Below are 19,196 nucleotides of genomic sequence, written 5' to 3' on the forward strand. Positions count from 1 at the left end.
CCCCCCCCCCCCCCCCCCCCCCCGCTTCTCTTCTTTACGCCTGCTCCAGGGCCAGAAAATTCTCTATGATCTCCTCCCCCCGGGCGTGTACCCGGTCAAAGTCCACATGGGGATTATAGATGGCCTCCAGCTCATCGTGCATGGCCTTGGCCTGAGCCAGGGCGTCCACCGCCTCCTCCATGAGGGCGGCAGTCACCTTCCGGGCAAAGCGCAGCCGGGCCCGGCTGCGCCGCAGCAGCTCGGTGTCCACCATGGCCTCCAGCCGGATACGGCGGTAGGGCCGGCGGAGCCAGGGCTGCTCGGGGGTGGTGCTCACAAAGGCCAGAGACAGCTCGGGAACGATCAGATGGGCCATCCGGTCAGGGAACATGGGATCGGGGCAGGCCACCACGTCGTGGCCCGCTGCCATGGCCCCGGCGGCCAGGCAGGTGAGCATGGTGTGGGCCAGACCATAGGTATCGCTCAGCTCATATACCCTGCTGCACTGAGCCTCCACCGTGCCGTACTCCCGCAGCAGCCCCTTCCAGGTCACCGCCCCCAGAAAGCGCTGGACCGACCGGCCCGCCTGATCCCCCTCCCGTTTCAGCTCCCGGGACAGGATGCCTCTGGCCCGTTTGGCCATCTTGGCCTCCAGAGCGGGAGTGAGCAGTAAAGCCCGCCCGTCCTCCTCCAGCTGGGCGGCGGCGGTAAGACAGCGGTAGGCCCGGGCATAGCAGGCCTTATAGCCCTTCATGCACCCTTTCAGCTCCGCACCCACCGCCTGGAGGGCGGCCCGGTCATAGCAGGCCCCCAGATCCACATAGCTCTCCACCAGGCCGGGATATTTGGGCTCCACCACATGGGGGGCAGTGCCGTCCACCACCGCCGCACCCAGGGCAGGGATGATGACCGCATCCAGGGAGTCGGGATCGCCGGAGCAGTAGATGTACTCCACCGAATGGCCCGTCTCCTCCATGGCCCGCCCCACCTGCTTCATCAGGGTGGATTTGCCGCAGCCCGGCCCGCCCTTCAAAATGCGGATGTCCCGGGCCTTCTCCGGGTCCAGCATCTGATCGTAAAGGGAATAAAAGCCGGTGGGGGCATTGGCCCCTAAGTAATAACAGATCCTTGCCTCTGCTTCCATAAAAAGACCCTCCAAGAGTAAGTTTCTCACTCTCAGGGTATGCGTGGGCAGGTTGGACGGTGCGCCGGTCACATCTTGTCCCGGTAAAAGTAGAGTAATTCCTCCACCAGCATGGCCGCCGCCGGGGACAGGGGGCTGGAGCGCCGGTAGAGCAGATAGAACTGCCGCTCCAGCAGGGGGCTCTCCGGGGCGAACACCAGGATTTTGCCCTCCTGAGCCGCCTCTTTGGCGGCGCAGCCCGACAGGATGGAGATGCCCAGGCCATTCTTCACCCCCTGGAGGATGCTCTCAGTGCTCTCCAACTGGGCTGCCATAGTCAGATTCTTAATCTCCAGGCCGATGCCCTTGAGATACTGCTCGGCCTGCTTGCGGGTACCGGAGCCCGGCTCCCGCATCAGGAAGGGGGCGTGTCTCAGGATCTCCGGCGTCATCTGGCCTCCCAGGGCCTGATACTCCGGGGTGTTGGGGGTGGCAATCACCAGCTGTTCCGCGAAGAAGGGGACGCACAGCAGTCCCGCTCGCTGGACCGGGGCCCCCACCAGCCCCAGTTCCGCCCCGTTTTCCACCATCCACTGGACCACCTGGCCGCTGTCCCCCTGCCGGACCTGGAAAAACACGTCGGGGTAGCGTTGGCGCAGCAGGGGCAGGATCTGAGGCAGCAGGTACTGGGAGGGCACGGTGGAGGCGGCCACCGACAGGGTTCCCGAGATGGAGGAAGCGGCGGTGCGCACGTCCTGGGCCGCCCGCTGGCACAGGCCCAAAATCTCGGCGGCATACCGTCTGAGCACCCGCCCGGCGGCGGTGAGCCGCAGTTCCCGGGTAGAGCGCACCACCAGCTGGGTCCCCAGCTCGTCCTCCAGAGCGGCCACATGGGCGCTGACGGTGGGCTGGGTGAGATAGAGGGCCTCCGCCGCCTTGGAAAAGCTGCGCTGGCGGGCCACCTGTAAAAATGCCTCCAGTTGTTTGAATTGCATGGTAAGCCTCCGATTGCTTTTTTTACTAAAATGGGATACACTGTTGTCAACAAAAGTTCAGGGGGTGATGAGATGCCGTATGAGAAGCTGCGCCTGACCGCCATGACCACGGCCGGTGGGTGAGGGGCCAAAATAGGGCCGGGTGTCCTAAGGAATGTATTGGCGGGCCTGCCCAAAGCGGCGGACCCCAACCTGCTGGTGGGCTATGACTCCAGCGACGACGCCGCCGTCTACAAGGTCAGTCCTGACGTGGCCATGATCCAGACGGTGGACTTCTTCCCTCCGGTGGTGGACGACCCCTATACCTTCGGGCAGATTGCCGCCACCAACGCCCTCTCCGACGTGTACGCCATGGGGGGCGAGCCCCGGCTGGCCATGAATCTGCTGGCCTTCCCCTCCTGCCTGCCGGTGGAGGCGGTGGGAGATATTCTGGCAGGAGGCGCCTCCAAGGTAACTGAGGCCGGAGCAGTGATCGCCGGCGGCCACAGCATTGAGGATCAGGAGCCCAAGTACGGCCTGTGCGTCACCGGGCTGGTCCATCCCCGCCGCATCCTCACCAACAGCGGGGCAAAGGTGGGGGATATCCTGGTGCTCACCAAAGCGCTGGGCACCGGCATCCTGTCCACCGCCGCCAAAGCCGAGCTGCTGGAGGAGACCGACTACAAGCAGATGGTGGAACTGATGACCACCCTCAATAAGTACGCCGCCCAGGCGGTGGGGTCTATTTCCCTCAGCGCCTGCACCGACGTCACCGGCTTCGGCCTGGTGGGCCATGTGAAGGAGATGGCGGAGGGCAGCGGCACCACCATGGAGCTGTGGGCGGGCAAGGTGCCCATCGTACCCAAGGCTCTTGAGCTGGCACGGGACGGCATCATCCCCGCCGGCGCCTACCGCAACATGGACTTTACCGCCGGCGACACCCTGGAGGACTCCGCCGTCCCCCGGGAGGTGCTGGACTGTCTCTACGACCCCCAGACCGCCGGCGGACTGCTGTTTAGCGTACCCGAGCGCCAGCTCCACGCCCTTATGGGCCGGATGATGGACGCCGGGGTACCCGCCGTGGCCGTGGGCGCGGTGCGTCCCAGAGGGGAAAAGCTGGTCCACATCAAGCCATAAGCAGACAAAAGGGCTGCCGCACGTTGTGCGGCAGCCCTTTGTGCGTTTTCCCATTATACCTCTCTTTATTGATTTTTTCTATATCTTTCATTTTATTTATGGAAAATTCGTATTTCAAATTTTTGTACCCCGGCGCTATAATCTGCTTGAGAGAAAGTTTGTTTGCTTTCCTGAAAAAAAGTTAGAGAGGTGTTGTGTGTGACAAAGCTCAAAGGACACCTGCCGGTCATTCTGGCCGGGCTGGTGGTAGGCATCGCCTCGGTGGTGCTGGTTGCCCTGGGCAACCCGGTAAACATGGGCTTCTGTATCGCCTGCTTCCTGCGGGACATCGCCGGCGGCGTGGGGATGCACCGGGCCGCCATTGTGCAGTACATCCGGCCCGAGATCATTGGCCTGGTGCTGGGCGCCATGATCATGGCCATGGCAGGCAAGGAGTTCAAGGTGCGGGGCGGCTCCTCCCCCATGACCCGGTTCGTGCTGGGCTTCTGCGTCATGGTGGGCGCCCTCATGTTCCTGGGCTGCCCCCTGCGGATGGTCATCCGCCTGGGCGGCGGCGACGGAAATGCCATTCTGGGCCTCATTGGCTTCATTATCGGCATCTTCGTGGGCACCCTGTTCCTGAAGGCAGGCTTCTCCCTCAAGAAGTCCCAGCCTCAGCCCAAGATCGAGGGTGTGCTCATGCCCGCCGTCAACGTGGGCCTGCTCATCCTGGTGATCGCCGCTCCCGCCTTTATTTTCTTCTCCACCGAGGGCCCCGGCTCCATGCGGGCTCCCATCGCCGCCGCCCTCATTGCCGGTCTGGTGGTGGGCGCCATCGCCCAGCGCAGCCGTCTGTGCATGGCCGGCGGCATCCGGGACGCCATGATGCTGAAGGACTTCCACCTGCTGATGGGCTTCGTGGCCATCTTCGTGGCCGTGCTGGTGGGCAACCTGATCGTGGGCGGCATGGGCCTCAAGGGCGGCTTCAACCCCGGCTTTGCCGGTCAGGCCGTGGCCCACACCGACGGGCTTTGGAACCTGCTGGGCATGGTGCTGGTGGGTCTGGGCTCCGTGCTGCTGGGCGGCTGTCCCCTGCGTCAGCTCATCCTCTCCGGCAGCGGCAACAGCGACTCCTCCGTGGCCGTGCTGGGCATGGTGGTGGGCGCCGCCTTCTGCCATAACTTCGGCCTGGCCTCCTCCACCGACGGCCCCAGCTTTGCCGGTAAGGTGGCCGTCATCATCGGTCTGGTCCTGGTCTGCGCCATCGGCGCGGGCAACACCAAGAAAGCGTGAGGTGAACGGTATGAATCAAGTGGACGCCAGAGGCTACTCCTGTCCTGAGCCGGTGCTCATGACCAAGAAGGCCCTGCAAAACGGCACCCCCCTGGTGGTGCTGGTAGACAATGAGACTCCCCTCCAGAACGTGCGCCGGTTTGCCGCCAACAATGGCTACCAGGTGACCTGGAAAGAGGTGGGGGAGGACTATGAACTCACCATCACCAAGTAAGGAGCACATCGCCACCTTCCACACCCACTTCGGGGCCCTCACCTTCCACAAGAAGCTGAAAGCCCTGGGAGACAACGCGGTGATGATGCCGGTACCTCGCAAGCTGTCCGCCTCCTGCGGCACCTGCGTGAAGTTCTCCCTTCCCTTCGACCACGCCTGGGCCGACGAGGATCTGGAGGCGGTCTACCTCCATGAGGAGAGGGACTACCGGCTGCTCTTCGAGAACGAGGAAACCTGAGAAATCCCCCCGGATGTCTTGTAGCATCCGGGGGGATTATGCTATACTAAATAAAAAAATGGGGGAGCGGACGCAATGGACACCATGATCATCGGCATCGCCGGGGGCACCGGCTCGGGCAAAACCACCCTGACTCTGGGTCTGAAGGAGCGCTTTGGGGACGCGGTCTCCATCCTCTACCACGACAACTACTACAAGCAGCACGACGAGATGCCCTATGAGGAGCGGTGCAAGCTGAACTATGACCACCCGGACGCCTTCGATACCCAGCGTCTGGTGGAAGATCTGGACGCTCTGCGCCGGGGGGAGACGGTGTACAGCCCCACCTACGACTACACCATGCACAACCGGGCCGCCGAGACGGTGGAGGTCCGCCCCGCCAAAGTCATCCTGGTGGAGGGCATCCTTATTTTCGTGGAACCCGCCCTGCGAGAGCGGATGGACATCAAGCTCTTTGTGGACACCGACGCCGACGTGCGTATCCTCCGCCGTATCATGCGGGACGTAAAACAGCGGGGCCGCTCCCTGGACTCGGTGGTGCAGCAGTACCTCACCACCGTCAAGCCCATGCACGAGCAGTTTGTGGAGCCCTCCAAGCGGTACGCCGACCTGATCGTGCCCGAGGGCGGCCGCAACCAGGTGGCCATGGAGATGATCATTCAGCGCATCCGCAGCCATATTTCTTTGGATTGACAGACAGCAAAAGGGGACCTGCCATACGGCAGGTCCCCTTTTCTTATTGAAACCGGTAGCCCTTCTGCTGCAAGTTCTGGAGAAAACCCATGAAATGCCCGTGGTCCCAAAAGTTCAGCAGCCGCCAGCCCTCCATGGGGTGGAAGGAGACGATGCGGGCCTCATCCTCCAGCCACAGCTGATGGAGCGTCTCTGTTCCTGTCATGTTTTCAACAGCGCCTCCTCCAGGGTACAGACATAGGTCAGCGTTCCGTCCTTGTACTGGTATACGCCCTCTTCTCCATCCACTCTGGCCAGCACCAAATCGCTGTATTCCCGCTGGATATTGCCGATGAGGGTCGTGGAGTCGGCAAAGTCCGCACCCAGTTCCCAGGCCACATCAATCTTGTGGAGCCCATCCTCGTAATAGTCATAGATTATCAGCTTTCTTTCTTCATCCGCAGGCCAGACTAGTGCCTCCTGGAATCCATCGTCGTCCAGGTCGCAAAGCACCACATTTGTGTCCTCCCCCGCGGCTGTCAGGTAGAGATAGAGCTGCGGGTCCTCCACGATGGCCGATTCGTTGACCGTATCTCCCACATAGCGCAGCAGCACCGTATAGGGCTGGGACTGGATGGCGTAGACGCTGATGTGGGAATCCCCCGGGCCGTTCAGGTACAGGCACAGCCCGCCGTCAGCGTCCATATAGGACTCCGGGTCCTTAATGGGCACCAGCCTGGCTGCCGCTGCTCCCATCGCCTCGGTCTCAGCTCCGGTGCGGGCCAGCTCGGTCTCCTGGTTTCCATCTACCCACACCAGACGGCTGGTCAGTCCGCTGGCATTCTTCAGCACAGACTCCATGGCCAGCCCTTGTCCCGACAGGGTGATCCGGCTGTCCGGCGTAAAGCTCTCCGCCATGAGGGCCATCACCTGGGGCTCAATGGCAATGTAGGGGTAGTCGGTAATGGCGTCGTCCTGCCACTGGATGGTGATTCTCCAGCAGCCCTCCGTCCCCTCCACATAGTAGTAACGGTAGTTCCAGCCGTCCCCCTGTGCCTCAAAGACCCGTCCGCTGTCGCCGGCAGGGGTCATGCCCCCGGTGTCCCCCGCCAGATAGTCGGCCAGGTTGGTCTTGGTGTAGTCCACCGTGATGGCCGAGCCGGTATTGTACTGGGACACCCATACGCTGTGGACCGGGTCCGCCGACCACTGGGTCCAGGCCATCACAGGAACATAGAGATACCAGCCGTCCCCGTCGTAGCGGCGGACCGGGACATTGATCTCCTGTTCCCCATCCGGGCCGAGCATCAAAACGTTCCAGTCCTTTACATGGAGGGGCAGGTCCAGACCCTGGTCCGTCACATACCAGTCGTAGATAGCCTCCTCATAGCTGTTGTGGTGGCCTAAAAACTCTATGTCGTCGTTGACGATCTGGTTGTAGAGAATATCGTAGGTGCCGTCCGGGTAGCGCAGGGAGACGATGTTGTGGCCCCCCTGGCCCTCCAGGTCAAACCAGCCGTCCTCCTCGTACATCCCACCCACCAGGGCAATATCCTCCGCAGGGGCGTCGATCTGCACCAGGTAGTTGAAGGTCCAGGCCTCCAGGGTGCCCTCGGGAGCCAGCCCCTCCAACTCTCCCTGCTTGTCCAACCAGGCCAGCTTGGTACTGGTGACCTGGGCGGTGGCCTCCTGATTCGCGTAGGAGTAGTAGGTCACCTCTTTGGCGTTGTCCATCGTCTGCTGGGCAAAGTCCTCCATGCTCTGATACCGCCCTCCGCCGCCAGCAGGGGGTTGGCTGCTCGGCCCGGCGGGGTTTGCAGCACAGGCCGCAATGACCGCCACGCAGGCCACCCCAGCCACCAGGGACAGCCACATCCGGGGCCGCTTCCACCGCAGCAGGTTGCGGATACGCCCCTTGGGGTCTCCCTCGCCGAAAGCCAGAGGAGTACCCGCGATGGTGAGCCGCCCGGTGGCCAGCGCCAGCAGGGAGGCCGAGTAGTCGGCCTTGACCCGCTCGCCCAGCTGCCGCACCACCGCTTCGTCGCATCGCATCTCCATGTCCTTGCCCGCCAGAATGAAGGCCGCCCACACCAGGGGGTTGAACCAGTGGAGGCACAGGCCGGCAAAAGCCAGCACCTTTACCACATGGTCCCCGTGGCGGATGTGGTACCGCTCATGGCGGATGATGTAGCCCATCTCCCCCTCCGTCAAGGTGGAGGGCAGATAGATTTTAGGCCGTACCAGTCCCAGCACAAATGGGGTGGAGATGTGGTCGGCCAGATAGATGTTGTCCCGCAAACGCAAGCTGCCCACCAGCCTGCGCCGCAGCCGGAGCAGGGCGAAGATGCTGTACCCCGCCATGCCCAGCACGCCGGCCAACCACACCCAGGCCGCCACAGCGGCCCAGTCCACAGTGGAAGTAGCCTGCTGTTCCGGGACTACAGGAGCCAAGGAATCAGAGGCGGGTGTTTGGGGCTCCACCGGCACCTGCTCGGTCTGGGGCTGGATAGCCTCCGGCTGCCGCTGGGGCTGCACATAGGTGACGGTGCTCACCACCGGGCTTGCCTGTCTGGCCGGGGCGTCCAGGGCCCCCAGCAGGGAGATGCCGGAGGGCAGGGACACCGGACACAGAAGCCGGAAGAGCACCACCGCCCACAGGGCATAGGAAAAGACCTTTGGGGCCCGCTTCAGGGCCAGTCGGGCCGCTATCACACACAGGATCACGATACCTGCCGTGAGGCTCATGTTCAAAAGGGCCGGAAACAGCGTCTGAGACAAGAATGCCGTCATTTTAGGTCACCCCCTGCTCTCATCAATGAGCTGCTGTAACTGCGTGATCTCCTCCTGGGACAGTTTTTTCCGGCGGGTAAAGGCAGTGAGGAAGGCGGGCAGAGACCCGGAAAAAGTCTCCTCCACAAATTCCTCGCTCTGCCGGGCGTAGAACTCCTCTTTGGATACCAGGGCGGTCACCACCCCGTCCTGATTTTGAAAAATGCCCCGCTGGCACAGCCGCTTGAGCACCGTGTAGGTGGTGGACTTCTTCCAGCCCAGGGCCTCCTCCGCCTGGCGCACCAGCTGGGTGGAGGTCATGGGTTCCCCCTGCCAGATGAGATCAGCAAAACGGGACTCCACCGCCCCCAGTTTCCAATCGCTCATAGGATCGCCTCCTTTGGTCTACTGCTTGTCGTCCTCACCTGTAGTCTACAACCTATAGACCTCCCTGTCAATGACAATCCGGTTACAAAAAAGGGCGGCCTGGAGATCCAGGCCGTCCTTTTCAGGCAAATTTCTTCCGCAGGCGGAAGAGCTGCCAGATGATGCAGAACATGACGATGATCCATACCACCAGCACACCCATCAGAATAAGCGTGCCCAGGGTATCCCATTCCTCCCAGGGCAGGGGCAGGCACATGAGGGTACGCAGCACCGCGTCCACATTGCGGCAGGTCCTCAGGCCGCTCCCGTTCTCCCCTGCTCCATCCGCCAGGATAGCCAGGTCGGTGAGCAGTTGGAAGTGAAAATACAGGCCGATGCAGGTAAGCAGCGCATTCAGCAGGAAAAACTGCCCCATCAGTGTCTGTCCGGTGGCAAACACCGCCAGCCAGTCGGCCAGCTCCCTCGCTCCCAGCAGGATGCAGAAGGGTTTGAGCAGGGTCAGGTCCCGCAGCTGATCCCCCAGCAGGGTGATGGCGGAGAAAAAGAGCAGATAGCCCACCCAGTTGGGCAGAACGTTCAGGGTACCCAGGTTCAGATTCAGGTGGAGAAACACATAGCCCCAGGCAATTTTGGTCAGGCCACGATAGGTACTGCTCATGGGACCACCTCCTCCGGCAGAGCCACGCAGATATAGGTTCGATCCCCGTCCTCAACGGCCACCGCCAGGGCCTCTGGCATGGCGGTCAGGGTCATATTCTCGCCGCTGTATAAGCCGGTGCTCTTCCGCACCGGGTCCTCATCCGGCCCCACCGGATACAGGGTATACCGGTAGTCCGCCTGGGAAAGGGCGCGCTCCGGATCGGCGGACCGGGACATGAAGGCCAGCTCCACCGGCACTTCCACAGGCTCCTCCGTCTGTCTCACAGTGACTCGGAGGGCAAAGCCGTCCTGCATCAAAGTAAACGGGGTATTGGGGCGGGGAGCCGGCTCGACCCAGCCGCTGGAGAGATAACCGACCAGTTGCTGCGGTCTGTAGGAGGATACGGTGCGGTCAATGCCCAGCTGCATCCGCAGGTCCACCTCCACCCGAAGGGTGGCTGTCTCCGCCACGTAGGTGGTGCCGGGGGTGTTCAAATTCCGGGGGAGCCACCGGGGCGCCCCGTCCTCGGCGAATCCCATCCAGCTCTCCAGTTCCCCCAGGGGAGTTACCGTCCAGAATTCTCCCTCCGGACGGACCGCCACCTGCTGGACGGCCACGCCTTTGGTCTCATCTCCCTCCAGTGGGACAAAAAACAGGGTGCCGGTGTAGCCACCCGCTCCATCGGCCAGCAGGTTCATCACCGACCACTCCGCCTGCCAGGCAGGCCGGGACCAGTGAAAATTCAACTCCCAGAACAGGGAGTCATTCAGGTCCACCTCCTCAAAGGGTGCCTCCACCGCCTGAACCACCTGGGCCCGTTCCTTCTCCGGAGTCACCATAGCAAAATATACCGGACTGTCGCACAGCACCGCCTTAGCGTAGGTGTCCAGCGCTCCGGCCACGGTGGTGGGCCGGTTGAGCATGGCGGCGGTCATTGCAAAACTCCCCCGCTGGTCATACTCAGGCACCGCCACCGCCCCGCCGGTGCCCGCCAGACAGGTCACCGCCAGCACCACCGCCACGCACCGGGCCCCTAAAGCCACCCCTCTGGGGTAACGCTTGAACCGGGCAATGGCTCCGATACGGTCCTTGATGTTGCGGCCCCCGTTGGCCATGGAGGTGGTACCCGGCGCCCGGGCATATTTGTCCTCCGCCATGGACAGGAGGATCACGCCATATTCCCGCCGCTGCTCCCCCTCCAGCCGTTCCAGCACCCGCTGGTCGCACAGTGCCTCGCTGTCGTTCTGGGCCCGGTTCCAGCAGTACCACAGCAGGGGGTTGCACCAGTGGAGGCAGCGCAGCAGGCAGATCCCTACGCCGGCCCACAAATCCCCATATTTCAGGTGGAGCAGCTCGTGGAGGAGCACCTTGTCATCCACCGCCCGCTCCGGCAGCACCAGCACCGGGGAGAGCGGCCCGCACACAAAAGCGCTCTCCGCCGCCGCCAGCACAACCACTCGCTTGGGCACCTTCAGGCCGTACCTCACCGCCACCCGCTCCAGCTGGGCTGTCACCTCAGGTGCGGGGGCCCTTCCCCGGGCCACCTTCCGGCGCAGAGCCACATAGGTCAGCAAAAACCATAGCAGAGTAAGGACCACCCCGGCCACATAAATGATAAAAAGCCAGTCGGTCACACTGGTGGGCATGACAGGCCGGAGCAGCGGCACCGGGGCCGCCACCTCCGTCCCAGTATAGGGCTGGGTGAGGGCAGAGGACAGGTTGGCCTCGGCCGCCAGTTTGGCGGTCTCCAGCACCATCCGCCCCTCCGGCAGGAGGGACCGGCCCAGCAGCCCGGCAGGCAGCAATACCCGCAGGGCCAGAATGGCCCACACTCCGTACTGCCACCGGGGAGACAATTTGTCCAAAAAGAGCCGCTTGGCAATGAGCAGCATCGCCGCCGCCACCGAGGCGGTAAGGGTCTGCATCAAAAAGGCCCAGATGTTTTCCATGGATCACACCTCCATGTCGTCCAGCAGCTTCCGCAGCTCCTCCCGTTCCTGGGCAGTCAGCTTCTCCTCCTTCAAAAAGGCGGCCACCAGCTTGCCCGCCGAGCCCTGATACACCCGGTCCAGCAGCCCCCGCCGCTCCTGAGCTGCACAGGCCTCCCGGTCCACCGCCGCCTGGTAGCGGTGGGGCGCCTGAGTCTTGTCAATGGTCACCAAACCTTTGGCCTCCATCCGGGTCAGGTAGGTGAGCACCGTATTGCGGCTCCAGCCGGTGGCGGGCCGCAGCGCCTCCACCGCCTCGCCCAGAGCCAGCCCATCCGGCGACGTCCACAGCACTTCCAGCACCCGCCACTCCTTGTCACTCAGCTTCATCTCCGCCCCTCCTACAGCTGTAGTATCTACATAGATACTACAGCTGTAGGAGTATAATGTCAACACTTTCGCCAAATTTTCCGCAAACAGAAAAAAAGCCTACAGACCGTCCCGGAATTGTGGTACAATAGCCGTTGAGTGAAAAATGATATGAGAAGGGACGGAGACCGGAAATGGACAAAATCGGGTTTGACAATCAAAAATATCTGGAGCTTCAGTCGGCGCACATCCGGGAGCGGATTCGCAAGTTCGACAACAAGCTCTACCTGGAATTTGGCGGCAAGCTGTTTGACGATTATCACGCCTCCCGGGTACTGCCCGGCTTTGAGCCGGACAGCAAGATCCGGATGCTGAAGGAGCTGCGGGATTCGGTGGAGGTGGTCATCGCCATCTGCGCCAATGACATTGAGAAAAACAAGGTCCGGGGCGACCTGGGTATTACCTACGATGTGGACGTGCTGCGGCTCATCGACGCTTTCCGGGGCCAGGGCCTGCTGGTGGGCAGCGTGGTCATCACCCAGTATGCCGGCCAGCCCGCCGCCGACGCCTTCCAGCGCCGGATGGAACACCTGGGCGTCAAGACCTATCTGCACTATCCCATTGCCGGTTATCCCCACAACACCACCCTCATCGTCAGCGACGAGGGCTACGGCAAAAACGACTATATCGAAACCCAGCGGCCTCTGGTGGTGGTCACCGCCCCCGGCCCCGGCAGCGGCAAGATGGCGGTGTGCCTGTCCCAGCTGTACCACGAGTACAAGCGGGGCGTGAAGGCGGGCTACGCCAAGTTTGAGACCTTCCCCATCTGGAACCTGCCCCTCCAGCATCCGGTGAACCTGGCCTACGAGGCCGCCACCGCCGACCTGGGGGATGTGAACATGATCGACCCCTTCCACCTGGCCGCCTACGGGGAGACCACGGTGAACTACAACCGGGACGTGGAGATCTTCCCCGTCCTCTCCGCCATATTTGAGAAGATCATGGGCGAGTGTCCCTACAAGTCCCCCACCGATATGGGCGTGAATATGGCGGGCAAGTGCATCGTGGACGACGACGCGGTGTGTGCCGCCGCCCGGCAGGAGATCGTCCGCCGGTACTACACCGCCCTGTGCGACCGCCGCATCGGCACCGCCACCGACGATCTGGTGTACAAGCTGGAGACCGTTATGCAGCAGGCCCATGTGGATGTGTCCATCCGGTCTGTGGTGGCCGCCGCCGCCCAGGTGGCCGAGGAGACCGGCAACCCCGCCGGAGCCATCGAGCTGCCCGACGGCGAGGTGGTCACCGGTAAGACCACCGATCTGATGGGCGCCTCCTCCGCCACCCTGCTCAACGCCCTCAAGCGGCTGGCAGGCATCGACCACGAGCACCACCTGATCTCCCGTGAGGCTCTGGAGCCCATCCAGCAGGTGAAGGTCCACCACCTGGGCTCGGTGAATCCCCGGCTCCACTCTGACGAGATTCTCATTGCCCTGGCCATCTCCGCCACCACCAATCCTCTGGCCAAGCAGGCGCTGGATCAGCTCTCCGCCCTGCGGGGATGTGAGGCCCACTCCTCCGTCATCCTCTCTCCCGTGGACTCCCACACCTACAGCCGTCTGGGCCTGCGCCTCACCTGCGAGCCCCAGTATGAGACCAACAAGCTGTATCACAAATGAATTTAGAACAAAAAATGGGTGCTGTCTGTTGACAGCACCCATTTTTAATGTCTGTATCTGGGATCAGGCGCCCAGGGCTTCCGCCGGAATCTCAAAATCGGCGGCGTTGTTGTAGTTGGTGCAATCCATGGTGACCTCCACCTTGTCGACGGTCATCATGCCACTGACATCCACACCTTCCGCGCCTTCCACGCTTCCCATCGCCGCGTTCAGTGCCTTGCCCATGATGGACTGCATCACGTCGGTCATATCCATGAAGTAGCGCACGGGATAGCCGCTCTCCTGGTCGATCCACACGGTGATGGGCATATCGCCCAGATCGCTGTAAAAGTCGGACACATCCACCATACCGCCCAGGCTGGACTCCAGATTGGTGGTTGCGCCGCTGGCCTTAAGCACTTCTTCCATGGCCTCGCCCCGGATCACGCCGGTATACTTGTCGGCGGTCACGCCGTTGATCTCCTCGGTGCCCACGCTGATGTACTCCGCGCCGCTGTCCAGATAGAGGTTCACACTCTGCTGGGCGTCGTACTGCTCCAGCATATTGACGGTGGCGGTCTGGCTGGTCCAGGTGTTGCCGTCATAGAGGTACATATTGTAGGTATCCCCGTCAGCCTCGGCAAAAATACTCATGGAAACAGAGCCCAGGGAACCCATGTCCATGGTCATGTCGGCCTTCATCTTCATGGGGTCGTTGAAGCACACCATATCCATGGTGGTATCAGTCTCCACCTTCTGGCCCATGGCGGTCATATCCATTTCCATGACCATGGTGGCCTCCATACTCTCCACCGCATTGACCTTCTCAGAGGCCGCCCGGATCTTCGCGGTGGCATCCTCCTTGTTGGCAGTCCCGCCGCCGCAGGCAGTCATGGACAGGGTCAAAGCGGCACCCAGCGCAAGGGCTGCAATCCTCTTTCCGCTCTTCATAGGATTTACCTCCTTGTGATTGTGTCTAATATTTTTATTCGGGTCCCGATGGGATGTATTCAAGTTTACCATAGTTTCTTCCCCTTGTCTCCCCTTTTTTCTGAAAATTTTCTGAAAATTCTCCGTGGGTTTTTTCACCGCCCCGTGTATAATGAAACAGAAAGGTAACGTGGAAAGGGGGTGCCGGCATGGAGGAGCGCGATATCATAGAGCGGCTGCTGGGGCGGGATGAGACCGGGCTGCATGATCTGCTGCGCTATTACGGGCCCCTGATGCGCTATATCATCGCGCCCATCGTGACAGACCCCCACGACCAGGAGGACTGTCTGTCAGAGGCGGCCATGCGGGTATGGGACCGGGTGGACCAGTTCGATCCCCAGCGGGGCAGCTGGACTGCCTGGCTGACTGCGGTGGTCCGCAATACCGCCCGAAATCACCGGCGGGCCGTTCAACCCCACCACAGCACCCAGGACCTGGACGAAAACACCCCCTCCACCCAGCCCACCCCGGAGGAGCTGCTTCTGCGGCAGGAGCGGCAGGCCGCCGTCAATCGGGCCTTACTCCTGCTCTCCCCCAACGAGCAGACCCTCTTTTACCGAAAATATTACTACTTACAGCCCACGGCTCAGATTGCCGCCGAACTGGGCACCACGGAGCGGGCGGTGGAGGGCAGGCTCTACCGGCTGAAAAAGCATCTGCGGAAACTGTTGGGAGGTGAGGGATATGCGGGACCCTGATTGGGAGGCCATGGATGAGCAGGAATTTGAAGCCCTGCTGGAAAGCAGCGTCATCCAGCCCCCACCGGAAGAAGTGGTGGCGGAGGTCACCCCCTGGCGGCTGGCCACCAAGCGCATCCTCACCGGCATCGGCCTCACCACCGTCACTTTAAATTTCTGGTGGCTCAACTACCTTCTCCCCGCCATAGGTATAGCGCTGATGCTGCTGGGCTTCCGGGCCCTCCGGCGGGAAAATCGGTGGCTGGGTCTCTGCTTCGGCATCACGGTGTTCCGTGCCGTCTATCTGTATGCCGGACTGATCTCCAACAGCACCATTTGGCACAGCACCATATTCCCCTCTCCTGTGGTCTATGGATTGACCGGAGTCAATCTGCTCCTTACATTCGCCCAATTCTTCTGCCTGTGGCGCGGATTTCGGGCGGTGCAGCAAAAGGCGGGGCTTCCCGCTCGTGCAGGGGGCGCTGTGGCTCTGATGGTATGGTATGGCGTCATTTTCCTGCTGGCCCTGGTGCAGTATGTGGGATTCATCCTTCTTGGCATCTTGTTGGTGAGCTATATCTGTATCCTCCGCAGCCTGTGGAAGCTGTCCAAAGAGCTGGATCAGGCGGGCTATGCCATCCGCCCCGCGCCGGTGCGCATCGAGGACGGAACCGCGGCCCTGGCCATTGCCATCCTGCTGGTGGCCGGCTGCTTTTTGGGCTGGCTGCTGGGGTGCAAGTATCCCATGGACTGGCAGGCGACAGGCCCTGCCGAGCACAGCGGTGTGGAGGAGATCGAGGCACAGCTGCTGGAGCTGGGCTTCCCCGATTATGTGCTTCAAGATCTGACTGCCGAGGACATCGCCGCCTGCGACGGCGCCCTGCGGGTGGTAACAGATGTCCACAATTATTCTGTGAATAACAGCACGAACGAACCCCTGCGCATCACTGGTGTGGCGGTGGAGCTGCCCGGCGAACAAGGTCGATGGATGATTTTCCACCACTTCCTCTGGACCGAGGACCCCGGTTTCTACGGCACCGAGTCTATCCAGCTCTGGCCCGCCCAGCACCTTTCGGAGGGATGGAGGTCTGCGGGAACTGTCTCCGGCCGGGTGCTGTACGACAAGAACGGGCAAACCTACTCCGCTCCTTACTACTATCTGGGCGAGCAGACCTTTACCTCAGACAGCATCTTCTGGGGAGAGCAGACCAGCACCGACATATTCGCCGCCTTCTCCATGCCTGAGGCAGGCGAAAACAAGCGGGGTTATCTGGCCTATCCCGTTGCAGCACTCCAGGACGGCTATATCCTTGACAGCTGGTTCAATTACACCCACCAGCGCACCGCCCTCCAGTACCCCGCCATGACCGCTATGGAGGCCAGAATGAGCAACGGTCTGAACTGGTACGGTCCCTTCTACACCGTTCAGGACGCGCTTCAGTTCTACCCCACAGCAGAAAGTGCAGATCTTCTTTCGTAGGAATCGCCCCTACGGCACATAATAGCTGTTCTTCCGCAAAAAAGGGCCGGGCTGATTTCAGCCCGGCCCTTGTGCATCTGATTAGTCTGCCTCGTCCTGCATCGCCTTGGCGGCCTCGATGGCCTTCTCCTGGGCGGCGGGAGGTGCGTCCGCCCCAGCGGGTCAAGACCCGCCGGGGTCCCCACTTCTTTTCACCTGCTCGGGGCAAGTGAATTGCCCCGGCATCAAGGTTTTGCCCTTGGGGCAAAACGCTTGGACGAGGACGCTTTTCCTCCCGCCGAAAAAACGGGCCGGGCTGATTTCAGCCCGGCCCTTGTGCTCTTATTAGTCTGCCTCTTCCTGCATCGCCTTGGCGGCCTCAATGGCCTTCTCCTGGGCGGCGGGAGGTGCGTCCGCCCCAGCGGGTCAAGACCCGCCGGGGTCCCCACTTCTTTTCACCTGCTCGGGGCAAGTGAATTGCCCCGGCATCAAGGTTTTGCCCATAGGGCAAAACGCTTGGTCGAGGACGCTTTTCCTCCCGCCGAAAAAACGGGCCGGGCTGATATCAGCCCGGCCCTTGTGCATTCTATTAGTCTGCCTCGTCCTGCATCGCCTTGGCGGCCTCGATGGCCTTCTCCTGAGCGGCGGGAGGAGCGTCCTCGTAGCGGACAAAGTGGAAGGTGAAGGAACCGCGGCCCTGAGTCATGGACCGCAGGTCGATGGCATAGCGGCTCATCTCCGCCATAGGCACCTCGGCCTCCACCACCTGGTTGCCCTCGCCGTCGGGGTTCATACCCATCACGCGGCCACGGCGCTTGTTCAGGTCGCCGATGACGTCGCCCATGTAGCTGTCGGGGATGGTGACCTTCAGCTCGCCGATGGGCTCCAGCAGCACGGGGCTGGCCTGGGGCATACCGGCCTTGTAAGCCAGCTGCACGGCGGTCTTAAAGGCCATTTCGGAGGAGTCAACGGGGTGATAGGAGCCGTCGAACAGGGTGGCCTTCAGGTACACCACGGGATAGCCCGCCAGCACGCCGTGGACCACGGCTTCACGCATACCCTTCTCAACAGCGGGGAAGTAGTTCTTGGGCACAGCGCCGCCCACGACCTCCTCGCAGAACTGGAGCTCCTCGGTGTCGCCGGGCTCAAAGCGCATCCACACGTCGCCGAACTGGCCGTGACCGCCGGTCTGCTTCTTGTGGCGGCCCTGGACCTCCACCTTCTTGCGGATCTTCTCACGGTAAGCCACACGGGGCTCGGAGAGCTCGGCGTCCACGCCGAAGCGGCTCTTCAGGCGGGAGACGATGACGTCCATCTGCATATCACCGGTACCGGAAACCACCATCTGGTGGGTCTCGGCGTTGTTCACCCAGTTGAAGGTGAGATCCTCTTCGTTCAGGCGGGTAAGACCGGCAGCGATCTTGTCCTCCTGGCCCTTGGTCTTGGGGCTGATGGCCACGGAATAGCAGGGCTCGGGGAAGGGGATGGGCTCAATCTTGACCACCTTGCGGGGGTCGGACAGGGTGTCGCCGGTCTTGACCTTGTCCATCTTGCCGATGGCGCCGATGTCGCCGCACTCCAGCTCCTTGACCTCCTCGGCCTTCTTGCCCTTCATGACGTACAGGCGGCCCAGCTTCTCGGTGGCGCCGGTGCGGGCGTTGACCACCTGCATATCGGGCTTCAGGTTACCGGAGAGCACCTTCACATAGGAGTACTTGCCGTACTGGTCGGACACGGTCTTCCACACAAAGGCGCAGGGCAGAGCGCCGGGGAAGGCCACGAACTCGTCCAGTTCGCCCTTCTCGTTCTCGCCCATGAGGGGATGACCCTCCAGGGGAGAGGGCAGCAGCTCCACGATGATGTCCAGCAGCATACGGGTGCCCAGGCCGGTGATGGCGGAGCCGCACACCACAGGGAAGAGGGACAGCTCCTTGACGCCCTGGCGCAGGCCCTGGATCATCTCGGCGTAGGTGAAGTCCTCGCCGGAGAAATACTTGTCCATCAGCTCCTCGCTGGTCTCGGCCACGGACTCCTTCAGGGCGTCGTACAGCTCGTCCAGCACGGGCAACTTCTCGTCGGGCACGTCGATCTCCACGCGCTCGCCCTTGGGGCCCGCCTCAAAGGCACGCTTATGGAGCACGTCGATGAAGCCAATGACCTTCTTGTCGGCGTCCCAGATGGGGGCCACCACGGGGGCGATGTTCTTGCCAAAGCGCTCCCGCAGGGTGTCGAAGGCGGCGTTGTAATCGGAGTTATCCTCGTCGGTCTTGGAGATGTAGAGCAGACGGGGCATATTGCGGCGCTGGCACAGCTTCCAGGCCTTCTCGGCGCCCACGCTCATGCCGCCCTTGGCGGAGCAGACGATGATGGCGGCGTCGGAAACCTGCATGGCCTCCATGACCTCACCGGAGAAGTCGAAGTAGCCGGGAGTGTCCAGCACGTTGATCTTACAGCCATTGTACTCAATGGGGGCCACCGCGGTGGAGATGGAAATCTGGCGGCGGGTCTCTTCGGGATCATAATCACAAACGGTGTTTCCGTCGGCAGGATTGCCCAGACGGGGGGTACCACCGGTCAAAAACAGCATACTCTCGGCCAGGGAGGTCTTTCCGTTGCCACCGTGTCCCAGCAGACAGACGTTGCGGATATTTTGTACGGAATAGCTCATAACTTGTTTCCTCTCCTTACATTTGGAATCGCGGAGCAGCAT

General features: G+C 62.0%; 18 protein-coding genes. 8 read left to right on the forward strand and 10 right to left on the reverse strand.

Annotation, left to right across the window (positions count from 1 at the left end):
* Positions 1-34: 34 nt before the first annotated feature.
* Both B5G40_RS08040 and B5G40_RS08045 read right to left on the reverse strand, forming a co-directional pair.
* On the reverse strand, positions 35-1,123 hold the full coding sequence (locus tag B5G40_RS08040) for a hypothetical protein (RefSeq protein WP_242959328.1): 1,089 nt from the start codon (positions 1,121-1,123) through the stop codon (positions 35-37).
* Between the two features lie 68 nt (positions 1,124-1,191).
* Entirely contained in the window at positions 1,192-2,097 is a 906-nt protein-coding gene (locus tag B5G40_RS08045) for a selenium metabolism-associated LysR family transcriptional regulator (protein ID WP_087399285.1), read from the reverse strand.
* A gap of 72 nt (positions 2,098-2,169) precedes the next feature.
* On the opposite strand from B5G40_RS08045, the gene selD reads away from it, so the two are divergent.
* The 5 genes from selD (at position 2,170) to udk (ending at position 5,630) form a co-directional block, all read left to right on the forward strand.
* The gene (selD, locus tag B5G40_RS08050) at positions 2,170-3,213 is read left to right on the forward strand and encodes a selenide, water dikinase SelD (RefSeq protein ID WP_087399286.1); all 1,044 of its coding nucleotides are present in this window, start codon (positions 2,170-2,172) and stop codon (positions 3,211-3,213) included.
* A 198-nt stretch (positions 3,214-3,411) separates the two neighbouring features.
* Entirely contained in the window at positions 3,412-4,485 is a 1,074-nt protein-coding gene (gene yedE / locus B5G40_RS08055) for a YedE family putative selenium transporter (protein ID WP_242959330.1), read from the forward strand.
* Between the two features lie 10 nt (positions 4,486-4,495).
* Entirely contained in the window at positions 4,496-4,699 is a 204-nt protein-coding gene (locus tag B5G40_RS08060) for a sulfurtransferase TusA family protein (RefSeq protein WP_087269832.1), read from the forward strand.
* Positions 4,677-4,937 carry a DUF3343 domain-containing protein gene (locus tag B5G40_RS08065; protein WP_087399287.1) on the forward strand — a complete coding sequence of 87 codons (261 nt, stop codon included), beginning with the start codon at positions 4,677-4,679 and terminating at the stop codon, positions 4,935-4,937. Before B5G40_RS08060 ends, B5G40_RS08065 begins: the two co-directional genes overlap by 23 nt.
* A gap of 75 nt (positions 4,938-5,012) precedes the next feature.
* Positions 5,013-5,630 (forward strand): uridine kinase, encoded by a 618-nt coding sequence (gene udk, locus B5G40_RS08070; RefSeq protein WP_087188331.1) that lies wholly within the window; start codon positions 5,013-5,015, stop codon positions 5,628-5,630.
* Between the two features lie 43 nt (positions 5,631-5,673).
* Here udk and B5G40_RS16860 read toward each other — a convergent pair whose 3' ends face one another.
* The 6 genes from B5G40_RS16860 to B5G40_RS08095 form a co-directional block, all read right to left on the reverse strand.
* Positions 5,674-5,835, reverse strand: a complete 162-nt coding sequence (locus B5G40_RS16860) for a hypothetical protein (RefSeq protein WP_158099499.1) — start codon at positions 5,833-5,835, stop codon at positions 5,674-5,676.
* Entirely contained in the window at positions 5,832-8,399 is a 2,568-nt protein-coding gene (locus tag B5G40_RS08075) for a M56 family metallopeptidase (protein ID WP_087399288.1), read from the reverse strand. The genes B5G40_RS16860 and B5G40_RS08075 overlap by 4 nt, the downstream gene beginning before the upstream one ends.
* A 6-nt stretch (positions 8,400-8,405) precedes the next feature.
* On the reverse strand, positions 8,406-8,765 hold the full coding sequence (locus tag B5G40_RS08080; RefSeq protein WP_087269844.1) for a BlaI/MecI/CopY family transcriptional regulator: 360 nt from the start codon (positions 8,763-8,765) through the stop codon (positions 8,406-8,408).
* Between the two features lie 121 nt (positions 8,766-8,886).
* The gene (locus B5G40_RS08085; RefSeq protein ID WP_087399289.1) at positions 8,887-9,423 is read right to left on the reverse strand and encodes a hypothetical protein; all 537 of its coding nucleotides are present in this window, start codon (positions 9,421-9,423) and stop codon (positions 8,887-8,889) included.
* Positions 9,420-11,354, reverse strand: coding sequence for a M56 family metallopeptidase (locus B5G40_RS08090; protein WP_087399290.1), 1,935 nt, complete (start codon positions 11,352-11,354; stop codon positions 9,420-9,422). Before B5G40_RS08090 ends, B5G40_RS08085 begins: the two co-directional genes overlap by 4 nt.
* A gap of 3 nt (positions 11,355-11,357) precedes the next feature.
* Positions 11,358-11,723 carry a BlaI/MecI/CopY family transcriptional regulator gene (locus tag B5G40_RS08095; protein ID WP_087269853.1) on the reverse strand — a complete coding sequence of 122 codons (366 nt, stop codon included), beginning with the start codon at positions 11,721-11,723 and terminating at the stop codon, positions 11,358-11,360.
* A gap of 173 nt (positions 11,724-11,896) precedes the next feature.
* Between B5G40_RS08095 and B5G40_RS08100 the strand changes: the two genes are divergently transcribed.
* Positions 11,897-13,381, forward strand: a complete 1,485-nt coding sequence (locus B5G40_RS08100; protein WP_087188337.1) for a DUF1846 domain-containing protein — start codon at positions 11,897-11,899, stop codon at positions 13,379-13,381.
* A 63-nt stretch (positions 13,382-13,444) separates the two neighbouring features.
* On the opposite strand, the gene B5G40_RS08105 is transcribed toward B5G40_RS08100, so the two are convergent.
* A complete protein-coding gene (locus B5G40_RS08105) occupies positions 13,445-14,311 on the reverse strand; it encodes a DUF6612 family protein (protein ID WP_087399291.1) in 867 nt (288 codons plus the stop codon).
* Between the two features lie 188 nt (positions 14,312-14,499).
* On the opposite strand from B5G40_RS08105, the gene B5G40_RS08110 reads away from it, so the two are divergent.
* A complete protein-coding gene (locus B5G40_RS08110) occupies positions 14,500-15,048 on the forward strand; it encodes an RNA polymerase sigma factor (RefSeq protein WP_087399292.1) in 549 nt (182 codons plus the stop codon).
* A complete protein-coding gene (locus B5G40_RS08115; protein WP_087399293.1) occupies positions 15,035-16,507 on the forward strand; it encodes a hypothetical protein in 1,473 nt (490 codons plus the stop codon). Before B5G40_RS08110 ends, B5G40_RS08115 begins: the two co-directional genes overlap by 14 nt.
* 568 nt (positions 16,508-17,075) lie before the next feature.
* Here B5G40_RS08115 and B5G40_RS08125 read toward each other — a convergent pair.
* Positions 17,076-19,154: an elongation factor G gene (locus B5G40_RS08125; RefSeq protein ID WP_087329985.1), complete on the reverse strand. Its 2,079-nt coding sequence runs from the start codon at positions 19,152-19,154 to the stop codon at positions 17,076-17,078.
* Between the last annotated feature and the right edge of the window lie 42 nt (positions 19,155-19,196).

The organism is Flavonifractor sp. An9 (genome assembly GCF_002161245.1).
Taxonomy (GTDB): Bacteria; Bacillota; Clostridia; order Oscillospirales; family Oscillospiraceae; genus Flavonifractor; species Flavonifractor avicola.

What these genes read in the sequence shown, in the direction of transcription:
- B5G40_RS08085 (WP_087399289.1), bottom strand. Translation starts at nt 9,423, where the DNA reads ATGAGCAGTACCTATCGTGGCCTGACCAAAATTGCCTGGGGCTATGTG.
- B5G40_RS08045 (WP_087399285.1), bottom strand. Translation starts at nt 2,097, where the DNA reads ATGCAATTCAAACAACTGGAGGCATTTTTACAGGTGGCCCGCCAGCGC.
- B5G40_RS16860 (WP_158099499.1), bottom strand. Translation starts at nt 5,835, where the DNA reads ATGACAGGAACAGAGACGCTCCATCAGCTGTGGCTGGAGGATGAGGCC.
- B5G40_RS08110 (WP_087399292.1), top strand. Translation starts at nt 14,500, where the DNA reads ATGGAGGAGCGCGATATCATAGAGCGGCTGCTGGGGCGGGATGAGACC.
- B5G40_RS08090 (WP_087399290.1), bottom strand. Translation starts at nt 11,354, where the DNA reads ATGGAAAACATCTGGGCCTTTTTGATGCAGACCCTTACCGCCTCGGTG.
- B5G40_RS08040 (WP_242959328.1), bottom strand. Translation starts at nt 1,123, where the DNA reads ATGGAAGCAGAGGCAAGGATCTGTTATTACTTAGGGGCCAATGCCCCC.
- B5G40_RS08105 (WP_087399291.1), bottom strand. Translation starts at nt 14,311, where the DNA reads ATGAAGAGCGGAAAGAGGATTGCAGCCCTTGCGCTGGGTGCCGCTTTG.
- B5G40_RS08100 (WP_087188337.1), top strand. Translation starts at nt 11,897, where the DNA reads ATGGACAAAATCGGGTTTGACAATCAAAAATATCTGGAGCTTCAGTCG.
- B5G40_RS08060 (WP_087269832.1), top strand. Translation starts at nt 4,496, where the DNA reads ATGAATCAAGTGGACGCCAGAGGCTACTCCTGTCCTGAGCCGGTGCTC.
- B5G40_RS08115 (WP_087399293.1), top strand. Translation starts at nt 15,035, where the DNA reads ATGCGGGACCCTGATTGGGAGGCCATGGATGAGCAGGAATTTGAAGCC.
- B5G40_RS08095 (WP_087269853.1), bottom strand. Translation starts at nt 11,723, where the DNA reads ATGAAGCTGAGTGACAAGGAGTGGCGGGTGCTGGAAGTGCTGTGGACG.
- B5G40_RS08125 (WP_087329985.1), bottom strand. Translation starts at nt 19,154, where the DNA reads ATGAGCTATTCCGTACAAAATATCCGCAACGTCTGTCTGCTGGGACAC.
- B5G40_RS08065 (WP_087399287.1), top strand. Translation starts at nt 4,677, where the DNA reads ATGAACTCACCATCACCAAGTAAGGAGCACATCGCCACCTTCCACACC.
- B5G40_RS08075 (WP_087399288.1), bottom strand. Translation starts at nt 8,399, where the DNA reads ATGACGGCATTCTTGTCTCAGACGCTGTTTCCGGCCCTTTTGAACATG.
- udk (WP_087188331.1), top strand. Translation starts at nt 5,013, where the DNA reads ATGGACACCATGATCATCGGCATCGCCGGGGGCACCGGCTCGGGCAAA.
- B5G40_RS08080 (WP_087269844.1), bottom strand. Translation starts at nt 8,765, where the DNA reads ATGAGCGATTGGAAACTGGGGGCGGTGGAGTCCCGTTTTGCTGATCTC.